14 protein-coding genes are annotated in these 15081 nt (G+C 68.1%); 1 reads left to right on the top strand and 13 read right to left on the bottom strand.

Annotated features, from left to right (window positions below; genetic code table 11):
* Positions 1-56 precede the first annotated feature (56 nt).
* The 6 genes from B5Y19_RS05345 to B5Y19_RS05320 form a co-directional block, all read right to left on the bottom strand.
* On the bottom strand, positions 57-1070 hold the full coding sequence (locus tag B5Y19_RS05345) for a glycosyltransferase family 2 protein (protein ID WP_055726753.1): 1014 nt from the start codon (positions 1068-1070) through the stop codon (positions 57-59).
* A complete protein-coding gene (locus tag B5Y19_RS05340; protein ID WP_139384267.1) occupies positions 1067-1867 on the bottom strand; it encodes a hypothetical protein in 801 nt (266 codons plus the stop codon). Before B5Y19_RS05340 ends, B5Y19_RS05345 begins: the two co-directional genes overlap by 4 nt.
* A complete protein-coding gene (locus B5Y19_RS05335; protein ID WP_055726751.1) occupies positions 1845-3821 on the bottom strand; it encodes a hypothetical protein in 1977 nt (658 codons plus the stop codon). The genes B5Y19_RS05340 and B5Y19_RS05335 overlap by 23 nt, the downstream gene beginning before the upstream one ends.
* The gene (locus tag B5Y19_RS05330; protein ID WP_055726750.1) at positions 3805-4890 is read right to left on the bottom strand and encodes a glycosyltransferase family 4 protein; all 1086 of its coding nucleotides are present in this window, start codon (positions 4888-4890) and stop codon (positions 3805-3807) included. Before B5Y19_RS05330 ends, B5Y19_RS05335 begins: the two co-directional genes overlap by 17 nt.
* A 74-nt stretch (positions 4891-4964) precedes the next feature.
* Positions 4965-5741 carry a glycosyltransferase family 2 protein gene (locus B5Y19_RS05325; RefSeq protein WP_055726749.1) on the bottom strand — a complete coding sequence of 259 codons (777 nt, stop codon included), beginning with the start codon at positions 5739-5741 and terminating at the stop codon, positions 4965-4967.
* Positions 5742-5809: 68 nt separating this feature from the next.
* The gene (locus B5Y19_RS05320) at positions 5810-7141 is read right to left on the bottom strand and encodes a polysaccharide biosynthesis/export family protein (RefSeq protein WP_079591180.1); all 1332 of its coding nucleotides are present in this window, start codon (positions 7139-7141) and stop codon (positions 5810-5812) included.
* 185 nt (positions 7142-7326) lie between these two features.
* Here B5Y19_RS05320 and B5Y19_RS05315 point away from each other — a divergent pair, with 185 nt between their 5' ends.
* Entirely contained in the window at positions 7327-8565 is a 1239-nt protein-coding gene (locus B5Y19_RS05315) for a glycoside hydrolase 5 family protein (RefSeq protein ID WP_079591179.1), read from the top strand.
* Positions 8566-8595: 30 nt separating this feature from the next.
* Here the strand turns inward: B5Y19_RS05315 and B5Y19_RS05310 are convergent, their stop codons facing one another.
* The 7 genes from B5Y19_RS05310 to B5Y19_RS05280 form a co-directional block, all read right to left on the bottom strand.
* Complete coding sequence (locus B5Y19_RS05310) at positions 8596-9444, bottom strand: TIGR01459 family HAD-type hydrolase (protein ID WP_176168564.1); 849 nt, start codon at positions 9442-9444, stop codon at positions 8596-8598.
* A 31-nt stretch (positions 9445-9475) separates the two neighbouring features.
* Entirely contained in the window at positions 9476-10270 is a 795-nt protein-coding gene (gene phnE / locus B5Y19_RS05305; protein WP_055726746.1) for a phosphonate ABC transporter, permease protein PhnE, read from the bottom strand.
* A gap of 35 nt (positions 10271-10305) precedes the next feature.
* Complete coding sequence (gene phnE, locus B5Y19_RS05300; RefSeq protein WP_055726745.1) at positions 10306-11109, bottom strand: phosphonate ABC transporter, permease protein PhnE; 804 nt, start codon at positions 11107-11109, stop codon at positions 10306-10308.
* Complete coding sequence (phnC, locus tag B5Y19_RS05295) at positions 11106-11921, bottom strand: phosphonate ABC transporter ATP-binding protein (RefSeq protein ID WP_079591233.1); 816 nt, start codon at positions 11919-11921, stop codon at positions 11106-11108. Before phnC ends, phnE (B5Y19_RS05300) begins: the two co-directional genes overlap by 4 nt.
* A gap of 41 nt (positions 11922-11962) precedes the next feature.
* Positions 11963-12952: a phosphate/phosphite/phosphonate ABC transporter substrate-binding protein gene (gene phnD / locus B5Y19_RS05290; protein ID WP_055726744.1), complete on the bottom strand. Its 990-nt coding sequence runs from the start codon at positions 12950-12952 to the stop codon at positions 11963-11965.
* Between the two features lie 119 nt (positions 12953-13071).
* Positions 13072-13854 (bottom strand): DeoR/GlpR family DNA-binding transcription regulator, encoded by a 783-nt coding sequence (locus tag B5Y19_RS05285; protein WP_197282392.1) that lies wholly within the window; start codon positions 13852-13854, stop codon positions 13072-13074.
* Between the two features lie 138 nt (positions 13855-13992).
* Complete coding sequence (locus B5Y19_RS05280) at positions 13993-14979, bottom strand: MurR/RpiR family transcriptional regulator (protein ID WP_055726743.1); 987 nt, start codon at positions 14977-14979, stop codon at positions 13993-13995.
* Positions 14980-15081: the final 102 nt, after the last annotated feature.

Genomic DNA, 15081 nt, shown 5'->3' with positions numbered 1-15081 from the left:
CCCGCCGGCGGCGGGGCTCATGTTTCCCGGAAAGATGCAGAGAGGCACCGACCTCGTCAGCCATGGGCCGGCGGAATACCCGAGGCGATGTCCCCGACCGGCCGCCCGCCTGCGGAAGCGAACCTGGCCAGCACATAGCCCAGCCCCGCCGCCCCGAGCCCGAGCCCGAGCGCCGCAGCCCGGCCGAACGCGCCGCCGAGCAGCGCGCGCCCGATGGCCGGGGCGAGCTGCGCCCGGACATAGGAGCGCTCGGTCGCGAAGGCCGCACCGGACGACAGCATCTCGCGCAGCCTGCCCTTCGACAGCCCCTCGGCATAGCAGCGGAGCAGGAAATAGCGCCAGGTCAGGCGCGCGGCGGGAACCTTGTGATGCACCAGGGCCGCGTCGTCGCGCAGGAAATGACCGTCCGGGAAGCGCAGGCGGGCGCGGATGCACAGTTCGGTCTCCTCGCAGCTCACCGGCACCTGGCCCTTCCCGCGCCCCAGCGCCTGCGAGAAGACACCGCAACGCGCGAACACGTCGCGGCGGAAGATGCAGGCCGCTCCGGTGACGTTGCGGACGATCGCCAGGCGCCCGGTGGATGGCTCGTGGCTGCAGCCGACCGTCCAGAGATATTCGTCGGGGAACCAGGCCGGCCGCGCGCCGACCCAGTCCGGCAGGATCCGGGCGGTCGCCCCAAGCGCACCCGGCTTCAGGCTGGCCGCCTCAAGCCGGCCGACGACGTCCGGTTCGAGCGTCGCATCGTCGTCGACGAAGGCGACGAGGAAGCCCGACGAAGCGGCGATCCCGGTGTTCCGCGCCGCCGACAGGCCCCGGCCGAGCCGGCTCGGCAGCGTCCTGATGCCGGCGAAATGCGCCTGGGCCCGCGCGAGCAGCGCATCGTTGTTGTCGATGACGAGGATGATCTCGTCCGGCTTGCGCAACTGCGCCTTGAGGGTGTCGATCGTCTCGCAGAGATCGTTCCAGCGGGCCTCGGTATAGGCGCAGACGATGATGGAGACGCCCGTCTCCGCCATCGCCGCCGCAGCCAAATGCCCTGCCTGCTCGCGTTGCGACGGGCTCGTCGTCATCGCCCTGCCTCCATCCCGATGCGGCCGGGCTCCCGCGCCTCGCCGATCGTCATGTGAGTATGCCGAAGGATGCGGTCGCCCTCGCCGAGCAGCACCGCGCTGATCCGTTCCGCGGACCCGGTATCGCGAAACGGCACCCGCACGATGCGCTGCACCGTCTGGCCCGGTTCGAGGACCATGGCAGGCTCGGAATGGATCAGCCGGCCGACGCCGCGAACCTCGAGCCGAACATGGCGCTCGTCCAGATCGCCGTTGCGCATCCCGATGAGGAGCTCGCGGGGCTGGCTGCCCTCGACCATCCAGAATTCGAGGATCTCGAAGGGACGGTCGTTGCCCGCCTGCCAGACGGCGAGCGCCACGGCGCCGACCGCGAGCCCGGCCGCCACCGCAAGGCCGGCGATCGCGAGCCCGTCGATGCGCGGCAGCGGCGTGGGAGGCTGCGGTGCCGGGCCGGGCATGGCGGCGGCCGCCACCGCGAGGACGACCATCGTCGTGCCGGTGGCGGCGAACCAGCCCTCCTCCGACAGCGCCTGGAACGCATGCAGGACGAAGCCGGAAGCAATGAGGATGGCCCAGCTCAGCGCGATCGCGAACGGAATCATGTCCGCCCCACCGACCCTGACCCGCAACACCCGCAGCAGCAGATAGCCCGGGAAGAAGGAGAGGACCGGCAGCACCAGACAGGCGCGCAGGACCGGGTGCAGCTCCGCCTGCGCCGCGGCCCGGACCGCCAGGACCCAGAGCAGCGCGAGGCCGACGCGCATCATCGGCCGCTCATCGACGGATCTTGCGGACATCGTACACCACCACGGGACCGGCATCGAGAACCCGGGCGATCTCGGGATGCCGTTCGAATTTCGCCAGGTCGCGCTGGCGCGGTGGCAGATTGTCGTACTGCGACAGGTCTCCCGGCTCGTAATAATGCCCGAACTTCGGCGCGCTCATGGGCAGCCGCAGGTCGACGAGGATGTAGTCGACAAAGCCGGCGGCGATGATGTTGCGTTCATGCGCGCCCAATCTGTCGCCGAAATAGAGATCCGCGATGGCCGGGTCGCCGTTGAGCGTCGACAGCACGTTCTGGCGCCCATAGGTGCTGGCGAGGATCGAGTTGGTCCTGTCCGCGACGACACGGTTGTTCTCGCCCAGGACCTGCCGCATCCACCCGGCCACGGCGATGCCGAGCGGTTCGAGCGACTGGCCGTCCGCCGAGACCTGATAGCTCGTCCGGACCAGGAGGGCCCCGCCATTGACGATGCCGCCGGCGATCATCAGCGCGAGGACGCCGGCAAGGGCGGTACGACCGGTCCGCCCTCGAAGCGAGCGCCCCCAGAAATGTGTGACGCTGAGCGCGCAGACGAACCCTGCGCCGATCATCGCGAAGGCGCCGAGCCGGTTGCCGACCTCCCAGCCGGTGCTGGTCATCTTGAAAATCACGGTCACCGGGAAGGCAGCCCCGGCCAGGGCCAGCAGCACGCTCGCGCTCGATGGCCAAGGCCGGCGCGGCTTCCTCGCCTCCCGCTCGCCGGGCAGCCGGAAGGTCAGCGCGCGGAAGAAGCCGAAGAACAGGCCGACACCGATCATCACGACCGAGATGACCCCCATCAGCCGCAGCGCCAGCGGCGCCTGCACGCCGTCGGTGCCGACGAAGAACGTCCGGGACGGGCTGCCCCTGAGGAGCAGGCTCTGCATGTCGCTCAGCGCATGCATGATGTGCGGCCCGAGATAGTCGCTCATCGGCGCGGAGACCGCAGACTTCCACAGGGGGGGCGCAGCGACCGCCACCACCGCGAGGAGCAGGACGAGCGCGCGGGGCTGGCCGGGCATCGGCCGCGCCAGCATCAGCACGGCGACGCCGACGATGGTCGCTGCTGTCAGGTAGGAGGTCAGGTGATGGGTGACGGTGACGACCGGGATCAGCAGCAGCGCGACGAGGGCGAATTGCCACCGCATCGACGGCGGCTCCTGCTCCAGCCGCAGGACGCAGCCGATGACCACCAGGAACAGGGCGAAGGCGAGCGTCTCATAGGCGAACTGGCCGTGGAAGCCGACGAAGCTGGTGCCGCTCATCACCACCAGAACGGCGATGGCGGCGAGCCGGCTCGAACCCGAGATCCGCTCGAACATCAGGAAGCAGGCCATGACCGCGACGAAACGGGTCAGCGAGATCCCCAGCAGCGCCGCCGGAAAGGGGGCGAGCCCCGTGAGGGCGATCAATGGCGCGACCGCGATCTCCAGCCCGGGATAGAGCGGGCTGATCGGCAAGAGCGAGTTGCTGGCGAACAGCGTTTGCAATTCGACAATGTCGAGAAGGGTGCGGTAGTGCAGATACTCGTCGAAGCCGTAGAAGCCGATCGGCGAGAAGATCACCTTGAGCAGGTGCAGAGACTGCCCCAGCACGACCAGGCAGGCGAGCCGCTCCAGCCGATGGACCCCCGGGCGGCTCGCGGCGAGCGCGCTGCCGAACACCATGACGAGCATCGCCGTCCAGAACAGCGCGCCGGCCTGTGGCTGGCCGGCCCGGCCCATGCCCTGCGCCACCGCATTCAGGACCAGGCAGACTCCGTTCAGCACCGCGACACCCGCCACGACGCGCCAGCGGATGCGGGCGTCGCTCGGATCCACCGCCCCCGCCGGCAGCCGCCCGATCACGGCCCAGACCGCCGCCCAGCCGCGTGCGGCAAGCCGCGCCCGGCGCGCGTCCGGCGGCACGGGCAACGTCATTCCGGCATGGGGCTCAGCGGTCGACGACATCGGCGTAGATCCGCAGGAGCGAGGCCGCGGCCTCGTCCCAGGTCGGCAGGGTCACCGACGTTGCCGGCGGGGCGGCCAGCCCCTGCAGGATCGCCTGCGCGATCGCCTCGCCCCCCGCCTGCGGGGGGACTGTCGCCAACCAGCCGAGATCCGCCAGTTCGGCAAAGCCCGAATTGCGCGTCGTCAGCACCTTCCGGCCGAGCCCGAGCGCCTCCATCACCGCGACCGGATGCGCCTCGTAGTCGCTCAGCAGCACGAACTGGCCGCAAGCCGCCAGATGCCGAGCGAGCCCCATCCGGTCGGTGGGGTCCCAGGCGAAGATCCGAACCGCGCGATCGAGGCCGAGCCCGGCCACCAGCCGCTGCAGATCCGGCTCATAGGGCCCGGCGCCGATCACCTCCAGCCGCGCATTCGGGCATTGCCGCAGCACTGCGGGCATCGCCTCGATCACCCGGTGATGGCCCTTGTAGCGCTCGAGGCGGCCCATCGAGATGATCAGGTCCGGATCCTCCCGCACCGTTCCCGCCACCCCTTCCGGCACCTGCGCACCGTTGCGCACGACCCGGAAGCGGTTGCGCGGGATGTGCATGCCGCGGCTGAACTGCTCCACCTCGGACTGGGAAACTCCGACCAGCGCATCCGCCCGGCGCACCAGCGGCGCCAGGATGCGCCATTGCAGGCCGCGCAGCGACCGGCGCAAGGCCGAGGAATGGCCGCCGCTATGGAAGGTCAGAACGTATTTCTGGCGCGACAGCAGCGAGGCGAGCATCGCGAGCGGCGAGACAAGGGTGTGATAGCCTTGGACATGCACCACGTCCCAGCGCTGCCGCAGGATCGTGCCGAGGATTCCGGGCGCGACGTACCAGTCCGTGGAGCGCGGCCGCGCCCCAACCCGGATCACCTCCACCTCGCCGACGCGATCGCGCGTCGGCAGCGCGCCCGAGCGATCGGTGGCCAGCACGGTGATGCGATGGCCGGCCGCGCTGAGGCGCCGCGAGATCTCGTGAATATGGGTCTCGATGCCCCCCATTTCGGGGAAGAAGCGAGCCCAGACCATCAGGATGTTCATAGACGCAGATCCGAGTTGGTGACGGAACCGGAGCGTGTTCCGATCAGGCTGCCGCGACCTGACCGGGTCCGGCCCTAGCCCAGCCGCGGCATCCGTTCGCGCAGGATCGTCCGCAGGACGCGAAACCCATCCGATACGGCGTGCAGATTGCTCTCGCCGAAGATTCGGTTGGCCTCGAAGCTCGGAACTTCCGAGATCCTGAGCCGGGATTTCAGGGCGCGCACGTTCAGATGCGTCTCGACCTCGAAGCCGTTGGTCGTCGGCCGCAACGCGTCGAGATGCCGGCGCCAGAAGGCGAGATAGCCGTAGCAGAGGTCGCTGAATTGGCTTCCGTACAGGATGCGCACCAGCATCGTCAGGCCCCAATTCCCGAGCATCCGGATCAGCGACATGTCGTCGGTGCCGCCGCCCTGGATGAAGCGCGAGCCCTTCACCATGTCGGCTCCGGCGATCAGCCCGCCGACGAAGAGGCTGATCTCGGCCGGGTCCATCGAGCCATCGGCATCGAGGATGACGATGATGTCGCTGGTCGCGGCGTCGAAGCCGGCGCGCAGCGCCGCCCCCTTGCCGGGGGTCTGGTCGAGCACGATCCGGGCCCGCGGGCAGAGCTGGCGGGCGGCCTCGACGGTCCCGTCGGTGGAGCGGCCATCGACGATGATCACCTCATCGACCCAGCTCGGTATGCGAGGCAGGACGAAGGGAAGGTTCTTCTCCTCGTTCAGCGTCGGGATGACGACCGAGACGCTGGGAAGGTCATCGAATCCGAAATGCCTGTCCACGCTCCGGACGGCAGTGGTGTTCCGCGCAAGGGCCTCATAGGGAATCAGCGCCTTTTCTACCCCAACCGACATGACACGCTCCGATGTTATTGTTGTTGTCGTACGATCACGTGTAGTCCAGCAAACGCATCTTGGATTTTTTATTGGTTCGCAACGACGATCTTGTTGCGATTGATCTCAAACTTGATCAGATCTCCCGGCTCGACGACTGCGGCCGGTGTTGCGGTTATCCTTTCCCACTCGTTTCCACGCCGTCTGACGATCTCGAAATCGAAGGATGCGAGCGCGCCCGTATCGGCTTCGACCTCTGGAGCCAGCAAGGTCACGACCGACTCCGACGACTGGAGCGCCGTCCGTGCCTCACCCATTTCCTGCAGCCGCTGCGCGAGCAGGCGGTCGAGTTCGACCCGCCTGTCCAGTTCGAAGCGGGACAATTCGCTCTGCGCGCCAGCCAGCCGCAGCCGCGCGTCGGCGACCAGCCCCGAGGCCGCGAGCCGCCGCTCATTGGCTTCGCTGAGCTGCACGCTTGCCTCGAGATAGACCGGCTTGCCGATATTGTTGGCGTCCGCCAGCGGCTTGAGCGCCTTGAGACGCTCCTCCCGATGCTTGACGCCGACGGCCGCCGCCGCGAGGCGGTCCTGGGTGATGTCGAGCGCCTCCTGGGCCGCCACCGCCGCGGCGTCGAGCGTGGCCCGGCGCTCGGCATAGGCCTCGCGGATGCGCTGGCGGCCGTTGCGGGCCTCGTCGATCAGGTTCCGCGCCACGCCCACCAGGGCGCGCAGATTCGGCTCGTCGCCGTCCCCTTCCCGCTCGGCGCGCAGCAGTTGCACCTCCACCTGAAGCCGCTGGAAGCGCTCCCGCGCCGCCGGGATCCTGGCCTGCTCCCGTGCATATTCGACGCGCACCCAGTTATCGTCGGCACGACGCAAGCCGCCGGCCAGAGCCAGCACATGCTGGACGGTCATGCCGGTGACATAGCGGAAGATGCCCGGCTGGCGCACCGGCCCGACGATCGAGACCGGAGGCCGCTCGACCAGCGACTGGGTCACCCGGGCCGTACGTCCGATGACAGCCTCGAAGGTGGCGGCGATCGACTCGGCCACCGCGGCGCCGCTGCGCCCCTCGGCCCGGATATTCCCGATCAGCGGCATCGGCAGCGTCCCGTCGGGCTGGACGACGAACTCGCCGGTCATATCCTGCCGCGGGTAGAAGCTCTGGTCCGGCCGGCCCGCGCGCCTGCGGGCAGCCCATCGGTCGTCTTCCGGCTCGATCCGCTCGAACAGGTCGATCCGCAGCCGGTCGCCCGGCATGAGCAGGGCCGCATCCCCGCGCGACGACATCTCGGCCAGGGGTGCTGCGACGGCGGGCCCATCCTGGGCCATGGCGGTTGCGTTCCAGGCATCGGCTTGGATTGTCAGGCCGGCCAGGGCCAACCCGGCAACCCAGAAACCTGTATGGCAGCGACGGGTCATGACGGTATTCCGTTTCTAGTTAATTTACATTAACCTTATCCTTCCGTAGGTGTCAAAAAGAAATCAACTGTTAGATGAATCACAATAACGCTGACAGGACGTAAGGGAATTGACCTCGACGATTCGCAGGTAACAGTAAATTCTCTCCAAGACAGCGCCAAACAGCCAACCGGGACCTAGCGCATATGTCCAAATCCTCAGCATCCGCGTTGCAGGGAACGACGGCGAAGTTCTGGCGCTGCATTTGCCGCTTCGGAGTATTGGCCGCACTGATCGTCGGCCTGACCGCCGCGACCGGCGTGAATGCCCAGGGCTCGACTGAAGCCGCCAAGCCCGGCTTCGTCACCGTAGCGGGCAGCAGCTTCATGCTCGACGGCGGTGAATTCCGCGTCGCTGGCGTCAACAATCACTACCTGACATTCGGCAGCGAGCGCGAGGTGCTGGCCGTTCTCGACGACGCCGTCGCCATGGGCGCCAACGTTGTCCGCACCTTCCTCCAGCCGGTGATCGGCTCAACCGATGGCACCGTTCCCACGATCTGGGATTTCACCAGCGCGGCGGAGGCGAGCAATCTCGGCGTGAAGGGAAACTACCTGCTGTCCTTCAATCCCGCGACCCGCAGCATGGCAATCCATGACGAAGGCTTCCGGAAGGTCGACTTCCTGATCGCCGAGGCGGCCAAGCGCAACCTCCGGCTGATGATCGCCTTCCTCGATTTCTGGGCCTATACCGGCGGCTCCCAGCAGATGCGCGCCTGGTATGGCAGCACGGACAAGACCGGCTTCTTCTTCAAGGACGAGCGGACCAAGGCCGACTATCGCGCCTGGGTGCATTACGTCGTCAACCGGCGCAACCGACTGACCGGCATCGCCTACAAGGACGATCCGACGATCATGGCCTGGGAGCTGATGAACGAGCCCAATGCCCAGCCCGACCAGTTGCGCGACGCCTGGATCGCCGAGATGGCCGCCCTGGTGAAGACGATCGCGCCCAAGCAGCTCCTGACCTCGGGGCATGCGAACACCGGAACGAAAATGTCCGACCTCCTCCTGAAGGACATCGATTACAGCGGCTGGCACGGCTATCCGAAATATTACGGCCAGACGGCCGCGGATTTCCGCGATCAGATCGTCGAATTCTGCGGCATTGCCCGGAAGGCGGGCAAGCCGGCGTTGCTTTCCGAGTTCGGCTGGGCGCGCAGCAATCGCGGCCAGCCCGCCGCCTATGACGACTGGTTGGCGACGCTGGATCAGCAGGAGGGCTGCGCCGGCTGGATCGTCTGGCGCCTCGTCTCGCGGCAGGACCACGGCCGTTTCCCGGCCGACGCGCATGACCAGTTCGACATCCGCAACGACGGCTCGCCGCTCTGGTCGGTGATGCGCGCCGCCGCTGCGCGGACGCTGCGCAAGCCCCCCGCCAACTGAGCTTGCCGCCGCCTCGCGGCGCGATGGGCTTCAGTCCCAGGCGAACCGGGAGAGGCAGAAGCGCGGCTGGCGGCCTTCGCGCGCGAACAGTGCCAGGCAGCTTTCCGGCTCGACTGCCCCCGATCGCCAGGCGAGCTCGCCCTCATGGATCCCGCCTGCGATGAAGGCCGCATCGATCCCGGCCGTGCCGGCGCCCGCGACATCGTGCTCGAGCGAGTCGCCGATCGCCAGCAGGCGGGCGGCGGGCACTTGCATGAGCTCGAGACAGCCCCGGTAGATCCGAGGATGCGGCTTGCCATGATAATGCACCGAGCCGCCCATCTTCTCATAGGTGAGTGCGACGAGGCCCGGAGCCTCGCGCAGCCCGCCATCGGCATGGACGCGGTAGCGGTCCGGATTGCCGCAGATCATCGGCAGGCCGCGCTGCAGCGCCTCGACCAGTACTGGTCGCCAGCCGGAGACCGACTGCCGATCGGAATCCATGCTCATCACGAAGAGGAAATCGGCACGCTCCGGCGCGTCCGCCAGCGTCAGACCGAGCCCCTCGGCGAGATGCTCCTCGCCCGGCCGCGCCAGCAGCAGGCAGCGCCTGCCGAGATCGCGATACGCCGGCTCGGAGCGCTTCGCCAGCGCATCGCGCGCATCGTCCCCGGCCGAGGCGACATGGTCGTAGAGATGGCGTGCGAACCCCATCCCGGCGAGGACCGCCTCGTTGTCGCGGCCGCTCCGGCCCGAATTGGACAGGATGATCACAGCCTTGCCCGCCGCGCGCAGACGTTCGAGGCAGGCGATCGCGCGGGGATAGGGCCGGGTGCCGTCATGCAGAACACCCCATTGGTCGAGCAGGAAGCCGTCATAGCGGCCTGCCAGCGCGGCCATGCCGCCGGGAAATGCGGTCTTCGCCCGCGGCTCAGACAATGCGGGAGCGGACATAGGCAGAAAGCGCCTCGCTGATGATGACGATGCCGAGGATGGCGATCAGGATCACGATCGCCTGCGACCAGGCGAACTGGTTGATCGAGGCGTAGAGCAGCAGCCCGATGCCGCCGGCGCCGACGAAGCCGAGAACGCTCGATTCGCGCACATTGATGTCCCAGCGGTAGATCGAGGTGCCGATCAGCACCGGCAGGATCTGCGGCAGGATGGCGACGCCGTAGACCTGCAGCGTGCTGGCGCCGGTCGCCTCCACCGCCTCGATCTGGCCGGCATCGACCTCCTCGATCGCCTCGGCGACGAGTTTGGCGATGAAGCCGACCGACCGGGCCGCGACCGCGCAGATGCCGGCGACCGGCCCCGGCCCGAAGATCGCGACGAAGACGAGCCCCCAGATCACGGTGTTGATCGAGCGCGACAGCACCAGCATGCCGCGGCCGATCAGCCAGGTCCCCTGGTTCCAGGTGGTGTTGCGCGCCGCCAGGAAGGCCACCGGCAAGGCGAAGACGATCGCGATCATCGTGCCGAGCGTCGCGATGTGCAGCGTCTCGATCAGCGGCTGGACGATGCGCGGGAAATAGGACCAGCGCGGCGGCCACATCCGCTCGATCAGGTCGGCTGCCTGCTCATGAGCGTCGGCGAAGAAGGCCCATTCGATGTCGAGCGCCGAGACCGACCAGGCGGCAGCGATGGCGATGCCGGCGAGCCAGAGCCAGCGGACGAAGCGTTCGCGTGGCGAGTAGCGCTCCCACTGGTCGGGATAGCCGCGCATGGGGGCGCTTCCGCGCGGGGGCTGCTGATGCGCCGTCATCTCAGCCTCCGCCTTGCCCAGTCGCTGAACCATTCGCCGAAGGCGACCATGGCCGCGATCGTCAGCAGGATCGCGCTGGCAAAGTCGAAATCGTAGCGCGAGAACGAGGCCGAGAGCGTCTGGCCGATGCCGCCGGCGCCGACGATGCCGATCACGGTGGAATGGCGCAGATTGGAATCGAGCCGGTAGATCAGCACGCCCAGCGTCTTGACCAGCACCTGCGGCACGACCGCGTAGAAGAAAGTCTGGCCGAAGCTCGCGCCGGTGGCGCGGATCGCCTCGACCGGGCCGGGCTTCATGTTCTCGATGTCCTCGGCCAGCATCTTGCCGAGGAAGATCGCCGAGGAGAAGGCGAGCGTCAGCAAGCCCGCCACCGGCCCGAAGCCGAAGAGCTTCACGAAGAAGATCGCGATGATGACCTCATGGAAGGTCCGGCCGACCACGATGAAGCCGCGTGCCGCGAGATAGAGCGGCCGCGGCGACAGGTTGGCGGCCGCCGCGATGCCGAGCGGGATCGAGAGCACGGCCCCGATGATCGTCGCGGCGATGGCGATCTGGACGCTCTCGACCATGCCGGTCAGGAGCAATTGCCAGCGGCTGAAATCGGGCGGCACCATCCGTTCGAGGATGGTCCAGGCCCGCGGCAGGCCGGCGATGATGCGGGCCGTGTCGATGTTGAGCGACGAGAGCGACCAGACCAGATAGGCGGCGACCAGCGCCCAGAAGGCCAGGCGCCGGCCTGGGCTGCCGAAGATGCTCGGCGCGCGCCATCGGCTCGGATAGGAGACGGCCGTCGTCATGAGATCAGGCTGAGCGAGCCCGGCGCGGCCGCCGCCGGCGCAGGCTCGTCGTCCGCGTCCTGCGGCCTCGACCAGTCCTCTTCGCCATAGATGCGGGTCAGCGCCGCATCGGTCAGGGCCGAGGCCTCCGCATCGAAGACGATCAGCCCGTCCTTCATGCCGATGATCCGGTCGGCATGGGCGCGGGCGAGCGCGACGTCGTGGATGTTGATGATCGCCGGGGTCTGGCGCTCGGCGACGAGCTCGCGCACGAGGCGCATGATCTGGCGCGAAGTCTTGGGGTCGAGGCTGGCGGTCGGCTCGTCGAGCAGCAGCAGTTCCGGCCGCTGCATCAGGGCGCGCGCGATGCCGACGCGCTGGCGCTGGCCGCCGGAAAGCGCATCGGCGCGCTGGTCGTGATAGCCGTCGAGCCCGACGCGGTCGAGCAGCGCGAAGGCGGCCTGGATGTCCTCCGGCGGGAAGCGGTAGCGCAGCGCCGCGAACAAGCCGACATAGCCGAGCCGCCCCGAGAGCAGGTTCTGCATGACGCTGAGCCGCTCGACCAGGTTGTATTCCTGGAAGATCATGCCGATGCGACGGCGCGCGGCGCGCAGGCCCTTGCGATCAAGCGCGACGATATCCTCGCCATTGAGCCTGACGCTGCCGGCAGTCGGCTCGACCAGCCGATTGATGCAGCGGATGAAAGTGCTCTTGCCGGCGCCCGACGAGCCGATCACCGCCACGAGCTGCGGCCGGTCGATGACGACATCGACGCCGCCCAGGGCCTTCTTGCCGGTCGGATAGACCTTGGCCAGTCCCTCGACGGCCAGCAGCGGCACGCCGCTGCCCGCCACCGCCCTCACCTGCGCCGACATCAATCGCCCTTCAGCTTGGAGAGGCCGTCCTGAGTGTAGGTGATGCCGCTGTTGCCCTGGATCAGGATGATATCGGCCCAGGCGTCCTTGTAGCTCAGCTCCTTGAAGCCCTTGGTGTCCTTGAACTCCTTGGCAAGGCCGGAATTCAGGAAGTCGAAGGTCAGGAAGGCCTGCTTGATCTTGGCCTGCAGCTCGGGCTTGAGATCATGGGCGAGGCCGAAGGCCGTGCGCGGGAACGGGCTCGATTCATAGACGATGCGGATGTCGTCGCGCTTGAACATGCCGCGATCGGCCATGCGCTCGACCACGCTGGAGGCGACCGGCGCGGCGTCGTAGTCCTTGTTGACCACGCCCATGATCGAGTTGTCGTGCTTGCCGGAATAGAGGACCTCGTAGTCCTTGCCGGGCACGACGCCCTTCTCCTTGAACAGGATGCGCGGCGCGGTATCGCCCGAGTTCGAGGACGGCGCGACATGGGCGACGCGCTTGCCCTTGAGATCGGCGATGCCCTTGATCGGCGAATCCTTCGGCACGATGAGCTGCAGCGTGTAGCCGATCGAATCGTCCTTCTTGGCCATCGCCACGATCGGCGAGAAGCCGGCGAGATTGACCGCGAACGGTGTCGGGCCGCTGGCGACGCCGGCGATGTGGAGGCGACCGGAACGCATCGCCTCGACCTGCGCGGCATAGGACTCGGCGCCGAACCATTTGATCTTCTTGCCGGTCACCTTGCTCAGATGGGCGAGGAAGTCGGCGAAGACGTTCTCGTAGACCGAAGGGTCCTCCACCGGCGTGTAGGAGAAGATCAGCGTGTCCGGATCCTTCTGCTTCGCCGGATCGGTCGGGGTGTCGGCGATCAGATCGCGGTTGGCGTCGCAATAGCGGGCATCGAGCGTGCCGCGATTCGCGCAATCCTGCGCCTGCGCCGGAGCGGCAAGGCCGAAGCCGAAAGCGAACAGGCAAAGAGACGCGATCTTGGCGCGCAGCATGGCAACCTCCCTGGGATCGGCGCCCTGACAGCGCTCGTGTAAGATTTCTTCCATCCTGATCAAAATCGATCAGGGACGCAAGAGTGCCGGCTAAGAATTGGCGGGAGGCGAACCGGCTTTCAGGCCACGAGCCAGCGGGTTCCGCTGCGCTCCCAACTGGCACGCAGGCGCGGACCGGGCTCGGCGTCGACGACGATCAGGCTCATGGTTTCCGCGGGCGCGACCCGCGCCGTCCCGACCTGCTCGAACTTGCTGTGGTCGGCGAGCGCCAGCACCTGCCGCGACCGGCCGATCGCAGCCTGGCGGACAGCGATCTTCTCGAGGTCGAAATCCATCGGCGCACCGTCGTCGTCGAAGCCGCCCAGACCGATGATCGCGTAGTCGAAGCGAAACCCCATGATGCTGGCGATCGCCGCCTGCCCCACCAGCGAGCCATTGGCACCGCGCGTCGTGCCGCCGGTGACGACCACGTCGAAGACGCCGTTTCTGCAGAAGATCTGGGCGACGCCGACACTCGCCGTGACCACGCGCAGCCCCGGCTTGTTGATGAGCGCGCGCGCAGCCGCCTCGACGGTGGTGCCGACATCGAGGAAGACCGAGGCGCCAGGCGGCACGATGCCCGCCACCGCCGCGCCGATCCGCTGCTTGCCATGCGGCGAGACCGTCAGCTTCTGGGCATAGGCCGAGCGGATGCCGCCGGAGGCCAGTCCCGCCCCGCCATGGAAGCGCTGCAGGAAATTGCCGGCCTGCAGCCGGATGATCTCGCGACGGACCGTTTGGGCCGAGACGCCGAATCGTTCGGCCAAGGTCTCGAGCGTGGTGAAGCCGAGCTCCTGCACGACGTCGAGTATCTGCCTCTGGCGCGGCGTCAGCGTCTCGATGTCCGGGGCGGAAGGGCTCATCACAATTCCATGTCGCGGGCTGGCCGCGACCGGCAGGCCGGGTCGAGGCGGACGCATCATAGCCGCTCCACGTCAAATGCAAGGGCTGTCCCGGATCGGCTCCGGCCGACCGGGCTCCACGGGGCGACCGATGCCGCCCTATCCCGTCTCGGGCAGGCCGAGATCGGAGGCCAGCATCTGCCGCCAGCCCGCATGCAGCACCGAGGGGTCCTCGCGGTCGATGCCATAGGTACGCAGCACATGGTGCAGGTCGTTCATGCGGCCGATCAGGCTGGTCCCCTGCCGCAGCCCGACCAGGATCATCAGCACCTCGATCGCGATCAGCTGCACGACATAGGCATCGGTACCGACAAGCATGGTCGCGTCGCGCGGCACGTCCATCGGCAGCACGACATGGGCGAGCTCGGCCAAGGGCGTGCGCGCCTGGGTCAGCGCGATCACGGTCGCGCCGCGCGCCCGGCCGACCTCGACCGCGCGCAGCAGCGTCGGCATGCGGCCGACGAAGGAGATCGAGACGAGGACGTCTGCCGAGGTCAGCGTCGCGGCGGCGACGAGCTGGAAATGCGCGTCCGAGAAGGCGTTCGCCGTCAGGCCGAGGCGAAACAGCCGGGCCTGCAGGTCCTGCGCCAGGAAATGCGAGGTCGCGCCGGTGCCGAGGCAGTCGATCCGACGTGCGCGGTTGATCGCCGCCGCCGCCCGATCGAGCTCGCCCGGATCGAGGCGACGCTGCCAGTCGGCGAGCACCGTCGTCATGCTGCCGGTGACATTGCGCACCACCTCGGCCGCAGTCTCGCCGACATGCACCGAACGGTGCAGGAAGGGGGCGCCGAGCGCGAGCGCCCCGGCAAGCTTGAGCTTCAGGTCCTTGAGCCCCTCGCAGCCGATCGCCCGGGCGAAGCGGACGATCGTCGGCGCACTGACGCCGGCGCGGGTCGCGATCTCCTCGACATTCGCCTTCACCGCCCATTCCGGGTCGCCCAGGAAGAGCTGGCCGACGCGCCGCTGGCTCTCGGACATGCCGTCGAGCCCGGACCGGATGGCGCTCAGGACGTCGGAGGCACCGACCGAATCCTCCAGCCCGGCCGGTCGGCCGGTGGCGTCGGAGGGTTCGAAACCGCTTGTCATGCCGCAGCAGCTTTCCTGAAATCGCAGCCGCAGGCAAATCGTCGCCGGCAGCAGGCCCCGGATCGCAGGGCGAATGATGGGTCCGGCCGTTCCGGAGGCGGC

Source organism: Allobosea thiooxidans, assembly GCF_900168195.1.
GTDB lineage: Bacteria > Pseudomonadota > Alphaproteobacteria > Rhizobiales > Beijerinckiaceae > Allobosea > Allobosea thiooxidans.
Note: the sequence above shows the minus strand (reverse complement) of the source record. Positions and strands in the feature narration are given on the sequence as shown.